The 14,701-nt window shown below is 69.6% G+C and carries 14 protein-coding genes; 12 read left to right on the forward strand and 2 right to left on the reverse strand.

The window, feature by feature from the left end; translation table 11 throughout:
• Positions 1–151 precede the first annotated feature (151 nt).
• From QWY84_RS00275 to QWY84_RS00325, 11 genes are all read left to right on the forward strand, one after another.
• Positions 152–1,195 carry a rod shape-determining protein gene (locus QWY84_RS00275; protein ID WP_290200375.1) on the forward strand — a complete coding sequence of 348 codons (1,044 nt, stop codon included), beginning with the start codon at positions 152–154 and terminating at the stop codon, positions 1,193–1,195.
• A gap of 131 nt (positions 1,196–1,326) precedes the next feature.
• Positions 1,327–2,277, forward strand: coding sequence for a rod shape-determining protein MreC (gene mreC / locus QWY84_RS00280; protein WP_290200376.1), 951 nt, complete (start codon positions 1,327–1,329; stop codon positions 2,275–2,277).
• A complete protein-coding gene (gene mreD, locus QWY84_RS00285) occupies positions 2,274–2,762 on the forward strand; it encodes a rod shape-determining protein MreD (protein ID WP_290200377.1) in 489 nt (162 codons plus the stop codon). Before mreC ends, mreD begins: the two co-directional genes overlap by 4 nt.
• Before the next feature lie 15 nt (positions 2,763–2,777).
• A complete protein-coding gene (gene mrdA / locus QWY84_RS00290) occupies positions 2,778–4,661 on the forward strand; it encodes a penicillin-binding protein 2 (protein WP_290200378.1) in 1,884 nt (627 codons plus the stop codon).
• A complete protein-coding gene (gene rodA / locus QWY84_RS00295) occupies positions 4,654–5,781 on the forward strand; it encodes a rod shape-determining protein RodA (protein ID WP_290200379.1) in 1,128 nt (375 codons plus the stop codon). The genes mrdA and rodA overlap by 8 nt, the downstream gene beginning before the upstream one ends.
• A gap of 57 nt (positions 5,782–5,838) precedes the next feature.
• Positions 5,839–6,843, forward strand: coding sequence for a lytic murein transglycosylase B (gene mltB, locus QWY84_RS00300; RefSeq protein ID WP_290200380.1), 1,005 nt, complete (start codon positions 5,839–5,841; stop codon positions 6,841–6,843).
• Positions 6,840–7,766, forward strand: coding sequence for a septal ring lytic transglycosylase RlpA family protein (locus QWY84_RS00305; RefSeq protein ID WP_290200381.1), 927 nt, complete (start codon positions 6,840–6,842; stop codon positions 7,764–7,766). Before mltB ends, QWY84_RS00305 begins: the two co-directional genes overlap by 4 nt.
• Before the next feature lie 135 nt (positions 7,767–7,901).
• The gene (locus tag QWY84_RS00310; RefSeq protein ID WP_290200382.1) at positions 7,902–9,050 is read left to right on the forward strand and encodes a D-alanyl-D-alanine carboxypeptidase family protein; all 1,149 of its coding nucleotides are present in this window, start codon (positions 7,902–7,904) and stop codon (positions 9,048–9,050) included.
• Between the two features lie 19 nt (positions 9,051–9,069).
• Positions 9,070–9,342, forward strand: a complete 273-nt coding sequence (locus tag QWY84_RS00315; protein WP_290200383.1) for a YbeD family protein — start codon at positions 9,070–9,072, stop codon at positions 9,340–9,342.
• A gap of 14 nt (positions 9,343–9,356) precedes the next feature.
• A complete protein-coding gene (gene lipB / locus QWY84_RS00320) occupies positions 9,357–10,031 on the forward strand; it encodes a lipoyl(octanoyl) transferase LipB (RefSeq protein ID WP_290200384.1) in 675 nt (224 codons plus the stop codon).
• A 2-nt stretch (positions 10,032–10,033) separates the two neighbouring features.
• Positions 10,034–10,462 (forward strand): PaaI family thioesterase, encoded by a 429-nt coding sequence (locus QWY84_RS00325; RefSeq protein ID WP_290200385.1) that lies wholly within the window; start codon positions 10,034–10,036, stop codon positions 10,460–10,462.
• Positions 10,463–10,509: 47 nt separating this feature from the next.
• On the opposite strand, the gene murU is transcribed toward QWY84_RS00325, so the two are convergent.
• Together murU and QWY84_RS00335 are read right to left on the reverse strand one after the other, a co-directional pair.
• Complete coding sequence (gene murU, locus QWY84_RS00330) at positions 10,510–11,178, reverse strand: N-acetylmuramate alpha-1-phosphate uridylyltransferase MurU (RefSeq protein WP_290200386.1); 669 nt, start codon at positions 11,176–11,178, stop codon at positions 10,510–10,512.
• Between the two features lie 2 nt (positions 11,179–11,180).
• Positions 11,181–12,185 (reverse strand): aminoglycoside phosphotransferase family protein, encoded by a 1,005-nt coding sequence (locus QWY84_RS00335; protein WP_290200387.1) that lies wholly within the window; start codon positions 12,183–12,185, stop codon positions 11,181–11,183.
• A 186-nt stretch (positions 12,186–12,371) separates the two neighbouring features.
• Between QWY84_RS00335 and QWY84_RS00340 the strand changes: the two genes are divergently transcribed.
• A complete protein-coding gene (locus tag QWY84_RS00340; protein WP_290200388.1) occupies positions 12,372–14,696 on the forward strand; it encodes an LPS-assembly protein LptD in 2,325 nt (774 codons plus the stop codon).
• Positions 14,697–14,701 lie beyond the last annotated feature (5 nt).

Here is a 14,701-nt window from a genome sequence, read left to right on the forward strand (position 1 = left end):
CCGGTGCTGCCCGGGAATACGCCGGCCGCCACGCCAGACGATGGCGGGGCGGCGTCTCGTTTCCTCCCCTGCCGGCCCGACCAGCCAGCGACTTGCATGCTCCGGGCGCACACCATGGCGCTTCATCGGAACAGGATACCGGGACCCAGCAATGTTCAAGGGCATTCGTGGACTCTTCTCCAACGACCTCTCCATCGATCTTGGCACCGCCAATACGCTGATCTACCTCCGCGGCCAGGGCATCGTGCTCAACGAGCCCTCGGTGGTGGCCATTCGCCAGGATCGCGACGGCGGCCCGCGCAGCATCGCCGCCGTGGGCGCGGAAGCGAAGAGCATGCTGGGGCGCACGCCGGGCAACATCCGCGCCATCCGGCCCCTGAAGGACGGCGTGATCGCCGACTTCACGGTCACCGAGAAGATGCTCCAGCACTTCATCAAGAAGGTCCACGAGGCGCGCTTCTTCAAGCCCAGCCCGCGCGTGCTGGTCTGCGTCCCGTGCGGCTCCACCCAGGTGGAGCGGCGCGCCATCAAGGAGTCCGCCGTGGGCGCCGGCGCGCGCGAGACCTATCTCATCGAGGAGCCCCGGGCGGCGGCCATCGGCGCCAACATGCCGGTGGACGAGGCGCGCGGCTCCATGGTGCTCGACATCGGCGGCGGCACCTCCGAGGTCGCCGTGCTGTCGCTCAACGGCATCGTCTATTCCGCCTCCGTGCGCATCGGCGGCGACCGCTTCGACGAGGCCATCATCAACTACGTCCGCCGGAACTACGGCATCCTCATCGGCGAGTCCACGGCCGAGCGCATCAAGCACGAGATCGGCACGGCGTTCCCGGGCACCGAGGTACGCGAGATCGACGTCAAGGGCCGCAACCTGGCCCAGGGCGTGCCGCGCAGCTTCACCATGAACAGCAACGAGATCCTGGAGGCCCTCCAGGAACCGCTGTCCGGCATCGTCGGCGCGGTCAAAACCGCCCTGGAGCAGACACCGCCGGAGCTGGGCGCCGACGTGGCCGACCGGGGCATCGTCATTACCGGCGGCGGCGCCCTGCTGCGCAACGTGGACCGGCTCCTCATGGAGGAGACCGGCCTGCCGGTGGTGGTGGCCGACGACCCGCTCACCTGTGTCGCCCGCGGCGGCGGCCGCGCGCTGGAGCTCATGGACGAACAGGGCCTCGACCTGTACACCATGGAGTAGCCTGCGGGAGGCCGGCCCGTGCCCCCTCGGCGACACGCAGGCCGGTACCGGGAACCTCCGGCTGCCCCGCGCAGTGACCTGATTCACGGAACGTTTTCCGTTACAGTGGGAGGCTGACGGCTGGTGACCGCGTGCCACCCGATGGCACGCAGCGCGCAACATCCTGTACACGGACGGGGAGCACCATTAAACCACTATTCGCCCAGGGCCCATCGGCGACGACGCGATTGATCCTGCTGGTTCTCGTATCAGTCGGGCTGATGACGCTTGACCACCGGGAACAACTGGGCGAGCCGATCCGCACCGCCATCCAGACCGCGGCACAGCCGGTGCACTATGCGGTCAACCTGCCGTTCGATCTGGCGCAGTTCACCTCCCGGCACCTGGCCAGCCGCGCCGCGCTGATCGAGGAGAACGCGCGCCTGCGCGACCAGCACCTGCTCTACCAGGCGCGCCTCCAGCGGCTGGACCAGCTGGAGCGCGAGAACATCCGGCTGCAGGGTCTGCTGGGCTCCGCCTACGAGGTGGAGGAGTCCGTTCTCATCGCCGAGCTGATGCGCGTGGACCTGGACCCCTACCGCCACATCATCCGCGTGGACAAGGGCTCGGAGAGCGGTGTCTTCAGCGGCCAGCCGGTCATCGACGCCGAGGGGGTCATGGGGCAGGTGGACAGCGTCAGCCGGGGAAGCGCCGTGGTGCGCCTCATCACCGACCCCAGTCACGCGATCCCGGTCCAGGTCAACCGCAACGGCCTGCGGACCATCGCCTTCGGCAGCGGCAACCTGCGCGAGCTGGACCTGCCCCATCTGCCCAACAATGCCGACATTCGCAACGGCGACCTGCTGGTGACCTCGGGCCTGGGCGGGCGCTTCCCGCGCGGCTACCCCGTCGCCCGGGTCACCGCCGTGGAGCGCCAGCCCGGGGAGTCGTTCGCGCACGTCACCGCGCGCCCCCTGGCCCGCCTGGACCGCAGCCGCGAGATGCTGCTGGTCCGGGCCGAGGAGGAGCAGGAATTCGAGGAGCCGGACCTGGAGGAGCTCCAGCGCATGGAGGAGCTCGCCCGGGAGGATGACAGCCGATGATACCGGGACTCCAGCGCGGCGGCGGCATCATCTTCGCCAGCGTCATCGCCGCGTACATGCTGACCATCATGCCGCTGCCGGACTGGGCGGGCATGGCCCGCCCCGAATGGGCGGCCCTGGTGCTCATCTACTGGTGCATGGCGGTACCGCACCGGGTCGGCGTGGTCATCGGCTGGCTGGTGGGCCTCGGCCAGGACGCGGTCCAGGCCACGCTGCTGGGCCAGCACGCCCTGGCCTATGCCATCATGGCCTATGTCGTGCTGCGTCTGCATCAGCGCATCCGCGTGTATCCGCTGCCGCAGCAGGCGCTGATCGTGATGCTGCTGTTGCTGCTGGTCCACGTCATCCAGGCCTGGATCAGCGGTCTCGCAACCCGGCCGGTTCCCGGGGTGGCGTACTGGCTGCCGCCGCTGGTCGGGACCCTGCTCTGGCCCTGGGTGTTCATTCTCATGCGCGGCGTGCGCCGCCGCTTCAGCGTTCAATAGCGACAACGGTCGGGCATGGCCAACGGCAGGAACAGCGACGACAATCAGCTCCGGGACCGCACCGGCGAGAAGCGGCAGTTCACCCGCCGCACGTTCGTCGCCGGCACCGGCGTGCTCGCGCTCATGGGGCTGCTCGGCGGGCGCATGGGGCAGCTGCAGGTCGCCGGTCACCAGCGCTACAGCACCCTGTCCCAGGCCAACCGGGTCAAGCTCGTTCCCATCCCGCCCAACCGCGGCCTGATCTACGATCGCAACGGCATCGTCCTGGCGGAGAATCGCCCCAACTTCCAGCTGCTGGTCACCCCGGAGCAGATCCCGGACATGGAGGCGACGCTGAGCGGTCTCAGGCAGATCCTCGATATCAGCGACGCCGAGGTGGAGCGCTTCCGCGACCTGGTCGCCCGTTCGCGCTCGTTCGAGGCCCTGCCGCTCAAGGTGCGCCTCACGGACAGGGAGGTGGCCGTGTTCGCCACCAACCGGCACCGCTTCCCCGGCGTCGAGGTGGAAGCGCGCCTGAGCCGCCATTATCCCCACGGCTCCCACGCGGCGCACGCCATCGGCTACGTGGGCCGCATCAACGAGCAGGAGCTGCAGCGGCTGGACAGCCGCGGCTACGGCGGCAGCAGCCACATCGGCAAGACCGGCTCGGAGCTGCAGTTCGAGGAACGCCTCCACGGTGAATCTGGGCTGGAACGCGTGGAGACCAATGCCCTCGGCCGCGTCATCCAGCCCCTGGGGCGCCGTGCCCCCGAACCCGGGGACGACGTGGTCATGACCCTGGACAGCCGCCTGCAACGCGTTGCCGAGGACGCCCTGGGCGACCAGTCCGGGTCCGTGGTGGCCATCGACGTGCGCAACGGCGATATCCTGGCGCTGGCGAGCACGCCGAGCTTCGACCCGAACCTGTTCGTCAACGGCATCGACCGGGCCACGTATGCCGGCCTGCAGGAGAACCCGGAGCGCCCCCTGTTCAACCGGGCGGTGCGCGGCCAGTACCCGCCGGGCTCGACCATCAAGCCGTTCCTGGGCCTGGCGGGCCTCGAGCACGGAACGGTCGACCCCGACGACACCTACTACTGTCCCGGGTATTTCACCATCGACAATGTCAATCATCGCTGGCGCTGCTGGCGGCGCGTCGGGCACGGGGACATGGACTTCGCGTCGGCCATGGCCCAGTCCTGCGATGTCTACTACTACAATCTCGGCTACGAGCTGGGCATCGACGCCATGGCGGCGTTCCTGGGACGGTTCGGCTTCGGGCGGAAGCCGGGAACCGGTATCCCCGGCGAGCGTGACGGCATTCTGCCGTCCCGGGAGTGGAAGCGGAACGCCCGGGGGGAGAGCTGGTATCACGGCGAGACCATCATCACCGCCATCGGCCAGGGGTACTTCCTCGCCACGCCGCTGCAGCTGGCCCATGCCACGTCCGTCATCGCCAACCGCGGCCTGTCGTTCCCGCCGCGCATCCTGCGCGCCGTGCGCGAAGCCGCCACGGGAAAGACCGTGGAGGCCGCCGCACCGGAGCCGGAGCGCGTGGTGGAGCTGGACAACCCGGAGCACTGGGACTATCTCGTCGCCGCCCTGGAGCGTGTCATCCACGGCGAGCGGGGCACCGGGCGCAGTGTCGGTTCCGATCTCGGCTACCGCATGGCGGGCAAGACCGGAACCTCCCAGGTATTCAGCCTGGGCCAGGAGGAGGACTACGACGAGGAGAAGCTGCGCCGGGGGCTGCTCGACCACGCGCTGTTCACCGCCTTCGCCCCGGCGAACGACCCGCGCATCGCGGTCACCGCGGTGGTGGAGCACGGCGGCAGCGGCGGCGGGGTCGCCGCGCCCGTCGCCCGCAAGGTCATGGACGCCTACCTGAACCCGGCCGACGGCGGGGGCGATCGTGTCTGAGCTCGCCGACAACGTAGCCACGCGCCGCACCACGCCGGTCCTCCAGCGCATCCTCCACCTGGACGTGCAGCTGGTCACCGCGCTGCTGCTGCTGTCCATTGCCGGTCTCGCCATCCTCTACAGCGCCACGGACCGTTCCATGGAGGCGGTACAGAGCCAGCTCATCCGCATGGCCATCGCCTTTGCCACCATGGTCGTGGTCGCCCAGATCCCGCCGGACACCCTGCGCCGCTGGACCCCCTGGGTGTACCTCGGCGGGCTGGGCATGCTGGGGCTGGTCCTGCTGATCGGCACCATCGGCCAGGGCGCGCAACGATGGCTCGATCTGGGAATCGTGCGGTTCCAGCCCTCGGAGCTCATGAAACTGGCGATCCCCATGGCCATCGCCTGGTACCTGAGCATGCGGCCGCTTCCCCCCTCGCTGCTTAACGTCCTGGTGGCAACGGTGGCGATCGGCGTGCCCACGGGGTTGATCATCCTCCAGCCCGACCTGGGCACGGCGCTGCTGGTCGGCGCCTCGGGATTCTTCGTCCTCTTTCTCGCCGGCATGCGCTGGCGGATCATGATCGCCGCCCTGCTCGCCATCGTGGCGCTGATCCCGGTGTTCTGGCTGTTCGTCATGCGGGATTACCAGAAGCAGCGCGTGCTCACGCTGTTCAACCCCGAGCGTGACCCGCTGGGGGCGGGCTACCACATCATCCAGTCCACCATCGCCATCGGCTCCGGCGGCGTGTTCGGCAAGGGCTGGCTCAACGGCACGCAGTCGCACCTGGAGTTCCTGCCCGAGCGCAACACCGATTTCATCTTCGCCGTCTTCGCCGAGGAGTTCGGCCTCATCGGCGTGCTCCACCTGCTGGCGCTGTACCTGTTCATCATCGGTCGCGGCCTGTACATCGCCGTCAACGCCCAGGACACCTACGGCCGGCTGCTGGCCGGCAGCCTCACCCTGACATTCTTCGTCTACGTGTTCGTCAACGTGGGCATGGTCTCCGGGCTGATGCCGGTGGTGGGCCTTCCCCTGCCGATGGTCTCCTATGGCGGCACATCCATGGTGACGCTCATGGCGGCCTTCGGTATGCTCATGTCCATCCGCACCCACCGGAAACTCTGGGCGTCGTAGGCGGTCCGGATACAGAGCCGGACAGGCCGCACCGGGCTTTGCAGAGAGAAGCAGCACATGGACCGATTGTCCGCACGAGTACTTGCCTTCGCGATGCTTCTGCTGATCGCCGCCGGTAGCGCGGCCGCCGGGCCGCTGGACGAGCGTCGCGACGAGCTGGAGGCATTCTCCCGGGAGATGGCCCGGGAGCACGGCCTGGATCGGGAGGCCCTGCGGACGCTGCTGATGGACGAAGCCCGCCACCAGCCCGGGATCATCGAGGCCATCACGACCCCCGCGGAAGCCCTGCCCTGGCACCGGTACCGCCGCATCTTCCTCAAGGAGGACCGCATCAACGAAGGCGCGGCCTTTGTCGACGAGCATGCCGGGCTCCTGCGGCGGGTCGAAGAGGAGTACGGCGTCGACCGCCACATCATCGCGGCCGTTATCGGCATCGAGACCCGTTACGGCCGGCACCGCGGCGAACACCGGGTGCTCGACGCCCTGGTGACGCTCGCCTTCGACTACCCGCCCCGGGCCGACTTCTTCCGCAGCGAGCTCGAGGCGTTCCTGCTGCTCGCCCGCGAGGAAGGGCTGGAGACCACGGAGGTCCGGGGTTCCTATGCCGGCGCCATGGGGATTCCCCAGTTCATCGCCAGCAGCTACCGCCACTATGCCGTGGACGGCAACGGCAACGGACGCCGGAATCTTCTCGACAGCGTCCCCGATGCCGTCGCCAGCGTCGCCAACTACTTTCGCGAGCACGACTGGCGGCGCGGTGAGCCGGTGGCCGCGCCCGCACGGCTCGCCGACGGCGCCGACCCGGAGCCGTTCCTGGACGACGGCATGCGGCTGAACACCACCGTCGGGGCGCTGCGCGACGCGGGCATCGAGACGGACGCCGGTTTCCCCGCAGACGCCCGGGCGCTGCTGCTGGAGCTGGACACCGACGACGGCACGGCGTACTGGGTGGGGCTGCACAACTTCCGGGTGATCACGCGCTACAACCACAGCCCCCTGTACGCCCTGGCCGCCCTGCAGCTGGCCGGTGCCATCGAGGAATCCGGAGGGCAAAACGAATGACACGCCTGCTGCTGGTCGCCCTGCTGAGCGTGCTCCTCGCCGCCTGCGCCACCGGCCCCGCCGACCGCGCCCCCGACGACGAACGCGACCGGGGGCCGGAGGTGGCACCGGATCTCAGCGACGTCGAGGAGCCGGAGCCGCGGAACGAGCCGATGAGCCGGTACGGCAACCCGAGCAGCTACGAGGTCTTCGGCCGGCGGTATCACGTCATGGCCCCGGAGGAGGCCCGCGACTACTCGGAAGAGGGAACGGCCTCCTGGTACGGCGAGAAGTTCCACGGCCGGCGCACCTCCAGCGGCGAGCCCTACGACATGTATACCTTCACCGCCGCGCACACGCGCCTGCCGCTGCCCACCTACGCCCGGGTGACCAACCTGGACAACGATCGCTCCGTGGTGGTCAAGATCAACGACCGCGGGCCGTTCGCGCGCAACCGCATCATTGATCTCTCCTATGCCGCGGCGGACCGCCTGGGCATGCTGGAAGCGGGAACCGCCCCCGTGCGCGTGGAAAGCCTCAGCTTCGCCTATGACCCGGACAATCCGCCGCCGGCGCCGGCAGACGCCGCCGGGCCGTCCGGCAGCGAGGGCAGCACCGCGGACGGGACCGACGACGTCGTCACCAGTACACGCCGGGTCCCCGAACGACTGCAAGCGCAGGACGGCACCGCCGCGACCGCGCGGGAAGCCGGCGGGCGCTTCCTGCTGCAGATGGGCGCGTTCTCCAGCCGTGACAATGCCGAGACACTGCGCCAGCGGCTTGCCGCCCATGACGTCGGCACGGTGGCCATCCGTTCGGGCGGGGATATCCACCGCGTGCACGTGGGCCCGCTGGGCAGCCGGGCCGAGGCGGAAGCCATCGCCGAGCGGCTCCGGCAGAGCGGCTTCGCGGACGGCCACGTGATCACCGTGGACAATTCCTAGGGCCTGTTGAGGGCCCGGGCCGGCGTCGCCCGAGGGGTACACTGCCCGGGGGCTGCGCCTGGCATGATATGCTTCCGCGCCAACGATGCGCCGATACCCCCGAGACCGACACCATCATCCGGAACGAGACACGAAATGCGCCAGCGCCTGATTGCCCAGCTCCTCGTCCTTGCCGTCCTGCTCCTCGCCACCAGCACCGCAGTCGCACAGTCCGTGCCCACACCGGCGCCGCCGTCCGTCGGCGCGCCCAGCTACATCCTGATGGACTACGACAGCGGCCACGTGATCTCGGCACGCGACCCGGACACCGAGCACGAGCCGGCCAGCCTGGTCAAGCTGATGACCGCCTACGTGGTCTTCGGCGAGCTGCGGGACGGGCACCTGAGCATGGACGAGCAGGTCACCATCAGTGAGAAGGCCTGGCGCATGGGCGGCTCCCGGATGTTCGTGGAGGTCGGCGATACGGTCTCCGTGGAGGAGCTGCTCCGGGGAATGATCATCCAGTCCGGCAACGATGCCAGCGTCGCCCTGGCGGAGCACATCGCCGGCAACGAGGAGACGTTCGCCCAGATCATGAACCAGCACGCCAGCGAGCTGGGCATGAACAACACCAACTTCACCAACGCCACCGGCTGGCCCAATCCGGAACAGCAGACCACCGCCCGGGATATCGCCATCCTGGCCCGGGCCATGATCCGCGACTTCCCGGAGTACTACGAGTTCTACTCGGAGCGCCAGTTCACCTATGCCGGCATCACCCAGCGCAACCGCAACCGGCTGCTGTGGCGGGATGACAGTGTCGACGGCCTCAAGACCGGGCACACGCAATCCGCCGGATACAACCTGGCGACCTCCGCCGAGCGCGACGGCATGCGCCTGATTTCCGTGGTCCTGGGCACCGAGAGCGCCAGTGCCCGGATGGAGCAGACCCAGGCCCTGCTGGGCTACGGCTTCCGCTTCTTCGGCACCTACGAGCTCTACGAGGCCGACACACCCCTGGCCGAGCCCGCCCTCTGGAAAGGCGCTACCGATACGCTGCCCGTGGGCCTGACCGAGTCCCTGTATGTCACCGTGCCGGAGCGGGAGTACGATAATCTCGAGGCGACCATGAACCTCCGCTCGACGATCATCGCCCCGGTCGATCAGGGCGAGCAGCTCGGCACCGTGGAGGTCCGCATCGGTGATGCGCTGGTCGCCGAAGCGCCGCTGGTCGCCCTGGAGGCCGGCGAGGAAGGCGGGCTATTCGGCCAGCTCGTGGACAGCATCATGCTGCGCTTCCAGTAACGCACGCAGGTACGACGCCATGCACTCGTCCGATGAAGACACACTGCTGGAGTTCCCCTGCACGTTCCCGATCAAGGCGATGGGGCCGGCGGATCCGGATTTCGTGCTGCACGTGCTGGCACTGGTACGCGAGCACGTCCCCGACGTGCCCGATGACGCGGTGACGACCAACTCCAGCCGGCGCGGCACCTACGTCTCCGTGACGGTCACCGTCACCGCCACCAGCAAGGCCCAGCTCGACGCCGTCTATCGCAGCCTCCACGCCGACGACCAGGTGGTCATGACGCTGTGACCGGAACCGACCCCATGGCCATCCGCGTACGGGAACTGGGCCGCGTGCCCTACGAGCCCACATGGCGGGCCATGCAGGCGTTCACCGAGGAGCGCACGCCGGTGACGCCCGACGAGCTCTGGTCCCTGGAGCACCCCCCGGTTTTTACCCAGGGACTGAACGGGCGCCCGGAGCACCTCCTGGATCCCGGCGATGTTCCCGTGGTGCCGGTGGACCGGGGCGGCCAGGTCACCTACCACGGGCCCGGGCAGGCCGTGGTCTACGTCCTGGTGGACCTCCGCCGCCGCTCGCTGGGGATACGCCGCCTGGTCACCCTGCTGGAGACGGCGGTGGTGGAGCTGCTCGCGGAGCACGGCATCGATGGACGGCCCCGCCCGGACGCGCCGGGGGTGTATGTCGACGGCGCCAAGATCGCCTCGGTGGGCCTGCGCGTGCGGCGCGGCGCCAGCTACCACGGCGTCGCCCTGAACGTGGACATGGACCTGTCGCCGTTCACCCGCATCAACCCCTGCGGCTACCAGGGCCTGGCGGTGACCCGGATGCGCGACCTGGGCGCGGCCATCGATGCGCCCGCGGCCGGCCGCGCGCTCGTGCAGCGCCTGTGCTCGGGCCTGCGGCCGTTCCCTGGTGCCGGTGCCGACGATCAGGATAAGGTAACGGCTGCTACCGATAACGACACAAGGCCCTGACCATGCCCCGACTGGATGCGCAGCAACTGGAAACCATCCTGCACGAATCCTTCCCGGAGGTCCGCGAGGGGACCTGGCGCATCGAGGCGGTGGAGGACCGCTACGCGCGCGTGCGCCTGCCCTACCATCGCTCCAACCTGCGCCCCGGCAACACCATCTCCGGCCCGGCGCTGATGACCCTGGCGGACACGGCCATGTACGCGGCCATCCTGGCGGCCATCGGCCCGGTGCTCATGGCGGTGACCACGGCGCTGAACATCAACTTCATGCGCAAGCCCACCGGCGACATCATCGCCGAGTGCCGCCTGCTCAAGCTGGGCAGCCGCCTTGCCGTGGGCGAGGTCGCCATGTATGCCGACGGTGAGACCGAGATGTGCGCCCACGCCACCTGCACCTACTCCATTCCGCCGGAATCCCAGCGGGGCGAGTAGCCTCCGCGGCCCCGCCTCCACGCCATTGCATCCGGGCCGGGAACGGCTCAGTCACCCCCGGCGAGCGCCTGCTCCAGCGCCCGGAGGCGCTCCGGGGTGCCCACGTCGCACCAGCCCCCGTCGTGGCGGAAGCCGGTCACCCGGCCCTGCGCCACCGCTTCACGGAGCAGCGGCGCCAGGCGGAAGGCGCCGTCCGGGCAACCGTCGAACAGGCGCGGCGAGTACACGCCGATGCCGCTGAAGGTGAACGGCTCGCCGCCGGCGGCGACTACCCGGTCGCCGGCCAGCTGAAAATCGCCGTCGGGATGATGCGAGGGGTTGGGCACGAGTACCAGATGGGCCAGCCCCGACGGCGGAGTCAACACCGGGGAAAGGTCAAGATCGCACCAGATGTCGCCGTTGACCACCAGGAACGGCGCCTCACCCAGCAGCGGCAGGGCCCGGACGATGCCGCCACCGGTCTCCAGACCCCGCTCCCCCTCCCGGGAATACGCGACCCGCAGCCCCCAGCGGCTGCCGTCCCCGACATGGGCAGCGATACGCTCACCCAGCCAGGCGAGGTTGATGACGACTTCGGTGACGCCGGCCGCGGCCAGGCGTTCCAGGTGCCAGTCGATCAGGGGGCGCCCACCGGCCACCAGCAGGGGCTTGGGCGTGGTGTCGGTCAATGGTCGCATGCGTTCGCCGCGCCCGGCGGCCAGCACCATGGCGCGCATTGTCACGCCCCCCCCGCCGGCGACGGCACCCGGGAGCGGGCATGCCAATCCTCCACGAGCTCCGCGAGCCTGCCCAGTCCCGGTTCATCCTCCGCAGCGCGCTCCAGGTACGCCCGGAACCTGGGGGCATCCTCCAGGTAACGGGGTTTGCCGTCGCGGTAGCGGATGCGTGCGAAGATGCCCAGCACCTTGAGATGCCGCTGCACGCCCATCCAGGTGCAGTCCGACCAGAACGTCTCCACATGCGCCGGTACCGGCACGCCCGCGTCCCGCGCAGCGGCGTGGTAGCTGCGCAACCAGCGCCATTCCGTCTCCCGGGGCCAGGAGATGAAGGCATCCCGCAGCAGGCAGATCACGTCGTAGCTCACGGGGCCCTCCAGGGCATCCTGGAAGTCGAGTATCCCCGGTGACGGGCTGCCCGGCATGAGATTGCGGGGCATGTAGTCCCGGTGCACCCAGACCCGCTCCTGGGCCAGGGCTCGATCCACCAGCCGGCGGAACACGCCCTCCATGGCCTCCCGCTCGCCGGCGGTGGGCTCGACGCCCAGATGACGGGCCAGGTACCAGTCCGGGAACAGCTGCAGCTCCCGTTGCAGGACCGCCGCGTCGTACGCCGCCAGCTCGCCCCGGCGGGTGGCCGCCTGCCACTGCACCAGGGCCTCCAGGGCGGCCTGCATGAGCGCGTCGGCGTTGTCGTCATCGAGCACGTCCAGGTAGGTGCGCCGGCCCAGGTCCGACAGCAGCAGGAAGCCGTTGTCCGGATCCCGGGCAAGAATCTCCGGCACGTTCAGTCCCGCACCACGCATCAGGCCGGCAACGTGCACGAAGGCCGCCACGTCCTCGTGCTCGGGCGGCGCATCCATGGCGATGCGGTCCTGCCCGGCCACGGGCACCCGGAAGTAGCGCCGGAAGCTGGCATCCGACGACACCGGCGTCAGCGGCCCGTCGGCCACCCCCTGGTCGGCGAGCCAGCGCCGCAGCGCCTGCAGCCTAGTGTCCCGTTTCATAACTACGTGCCATTGCCGCGTCCTCCTGCCGGCATGATTGCCCGCAATTGTGCCCGAGGGCGCGCGGGCGTGCGAACCCGTTTGCCGCGCCCGCGCTTGTGTGCGACGTTACCCACCTCTCGACCCCTTGACGCCGGCCGCCGCCGTCGCGGTATCCGGTACTGTGCAGCCAGGGACACAGCACGCGTGCCACGGAATTCCTCCGCCATCCGCGCCGGTGCATGCGGCGGCCTGCTGATCGCCGTCACGGCGCTGGCCTGCCCCGCGGACGTTGCCGCGGACGACGACCAGTGGCCCCTGCTCAGCGGCGACAACGGACGCTGGGCCGGCTGCATCGCGCCCACGGGCCCGGCGACTCCGCCGCAACCGTCGCTGGCGTCGCCCTCCCGGGAGGGAGCGCGCGCGACCATCGACGCGGACACCCTGTACCACCGCGGCGAGACCGGCGTCACCAGCCTGCGCGGCGACGTGCAGCTCAACCGCGCCGACCAGCGCCTCGACGCCGACGCGATGCGCTATGACCGCCGCAACAACCGCGCCGATGCCCGCGGAGCAATCCGCTACCGGGAGCGGGGCCTGCGGCTGGGCGCGGATGCCGGATTTCTGCTGCTCGACGACGACCGCGGCGAGATGAGCAACGCCCGGTACCTGCTGCCGGAGACCCTGGTCCAGGGCCGGGCGCGCCGCATGCAGCTGGTCGACGAGGACGTCTCCCGAATCCACGGCGCGACCTACTCCACCTGCGAGCCGGGGAACGAGGAGTGGATGCTGCGGGCCGAGCGGGTGCGCCTGGACCAGGACACGGGCACCGGCGAGGCGTGGCACGCACGCCTGACCGTGGGCGATTTTCCGGTGCTGTACACGCCGTACCTGAACTTCCCCATCGACGACCGCCGCAAGAGCGGGCTGCTGCCGCCCACCATCAGCCAGTCGGAACGCAACGGCGCGGATCTCACCATCCCCTACTACTGGAATATCGCGCCCAACTACGACGCCACCCTGGCGCCGCGCTACCTGAGCCAGCGCGGGCTCATGCTCAACGGCGAGTTCCGCTACCTGCAGCTGTCGTTCTCCGGCGCCCTGGAAGGGGGCTACCTGCCCGGTGACGACCAGGCCGGTCGCGATCGCTGGCAGGTCGGCATGGAGCACCGGCACCGCTTCACCAGCCGCCTGCGCGGTCGCCTGGACCTGGCCCGCGTCAGCGACGATGCGTACTTCCAGGATTTCGGCGACAGCCTGCGCACGTCCACGACGCGGCACCTGCGCTCCCTGGCGCAGCTGCGCTACAGCACCCGCAGCGTTTCCGGGCGCCTGGAGGGCCAGGTCTATCAGACGGTGGATGCGGACATCCCCCGCGCGGGACGACCGTACCGGCGCCTGCCGCGCATCACGCTGAACCATCACCCCGGCGACCTGCCCCTGGGGCTGCGCTGGCGGATGAACAGCGAGCTGGTCCGCTTCGACCATCCGGCCCCCGATCGGCGCATCACCGGCTCGCGCCTGGACCTGGCGCCGCGGCTGTCGCGCCCCTTCGTCGGTCTGGCGGGCTTCTTCACGCCGGCGGTGACCCTGCGGCACACGCAGTACGACCTGGACAGCGCCACCGATCCCCGCAACACGACCCTGGATACCACGGAAGACGAGTCGCGCAGCCGCACGCTGCCCGTGGCCAGCCTCGACACGGGCCTGTACTTCGAGCGCCGCTTCAGCGCTTTCGACCAGCCCCTGCGGCAGACGCTGGAGCCGCGGCTGTTCTACCTGTACGCTCCCGAGCGCGAGCAGAGCGATCTGCCGCTGTTCGACACCGGGGAACCGGTGCCGGGCCTGTTCCAGTACTACTCCGAGAACCGGTTCAGCGGTCCCGACCGCATCGGCGACGCCAACCAGCTGACCACGGGGCTGACCAGCCGGTTTCTCAGCAGCGAGACCGGGGCGGAGTTCTTCCGCGTCGGTGTCGGGCAGATCCAGTACTTCGATGATCGCGAGGTCGTCCTGCGCGGCGAGCCGGGACCCGAGGAAGAGCGCGCGCGCTCGGACGTCATCGGCGAAGCGCGCCTGACGCTGCCGGACGGCTTCCAGGCCAGTACCCAGGTGCAGTGGAACCCGGATGCCGGGCGGACGGACCTCACCGGCGTGCGTCTGAGCTACCGGCCGGCCCCGGACAGCATCGTCAGCGCCAGCTACCGCGCGCGCCGCGACGCCATGGGCGATCTGGAGCTGGAGCAGCGCAACATCAGCGCCGCCTGGCCGGTCCACCCGCGCTGGCACGTACTCGGCGGCTGGCGGTACTCGATGCTGGAGGATCGAACACTGGAAAGCTTTGGCGGTCTACAATACCGCGATTGTTGCTGGAGCGTGCGGCTGGTGGGCCGCTACTACCAGGAAGAGGCGAGCGACGAGCCGGACCGCTCGGTGATGCTGCAGTTCCAGCTGCGGGGCCTGGGCTCGCTGGGCGACGACGTCCAGTCCTTCCTGGAAGACTCCATGTTCGGATACGGCAGGCGGAGGTAAGCGGA

This window comes from Aquisalimonas lutea (assembly GCF_030409225.1).
Lineage (GTDB): Bacteria > Pseudomonadota > Gammaproteobacteria > Nitrococcales > Aquisalimonadaceae > Aquisalimonas > Aquisalimonas lutea.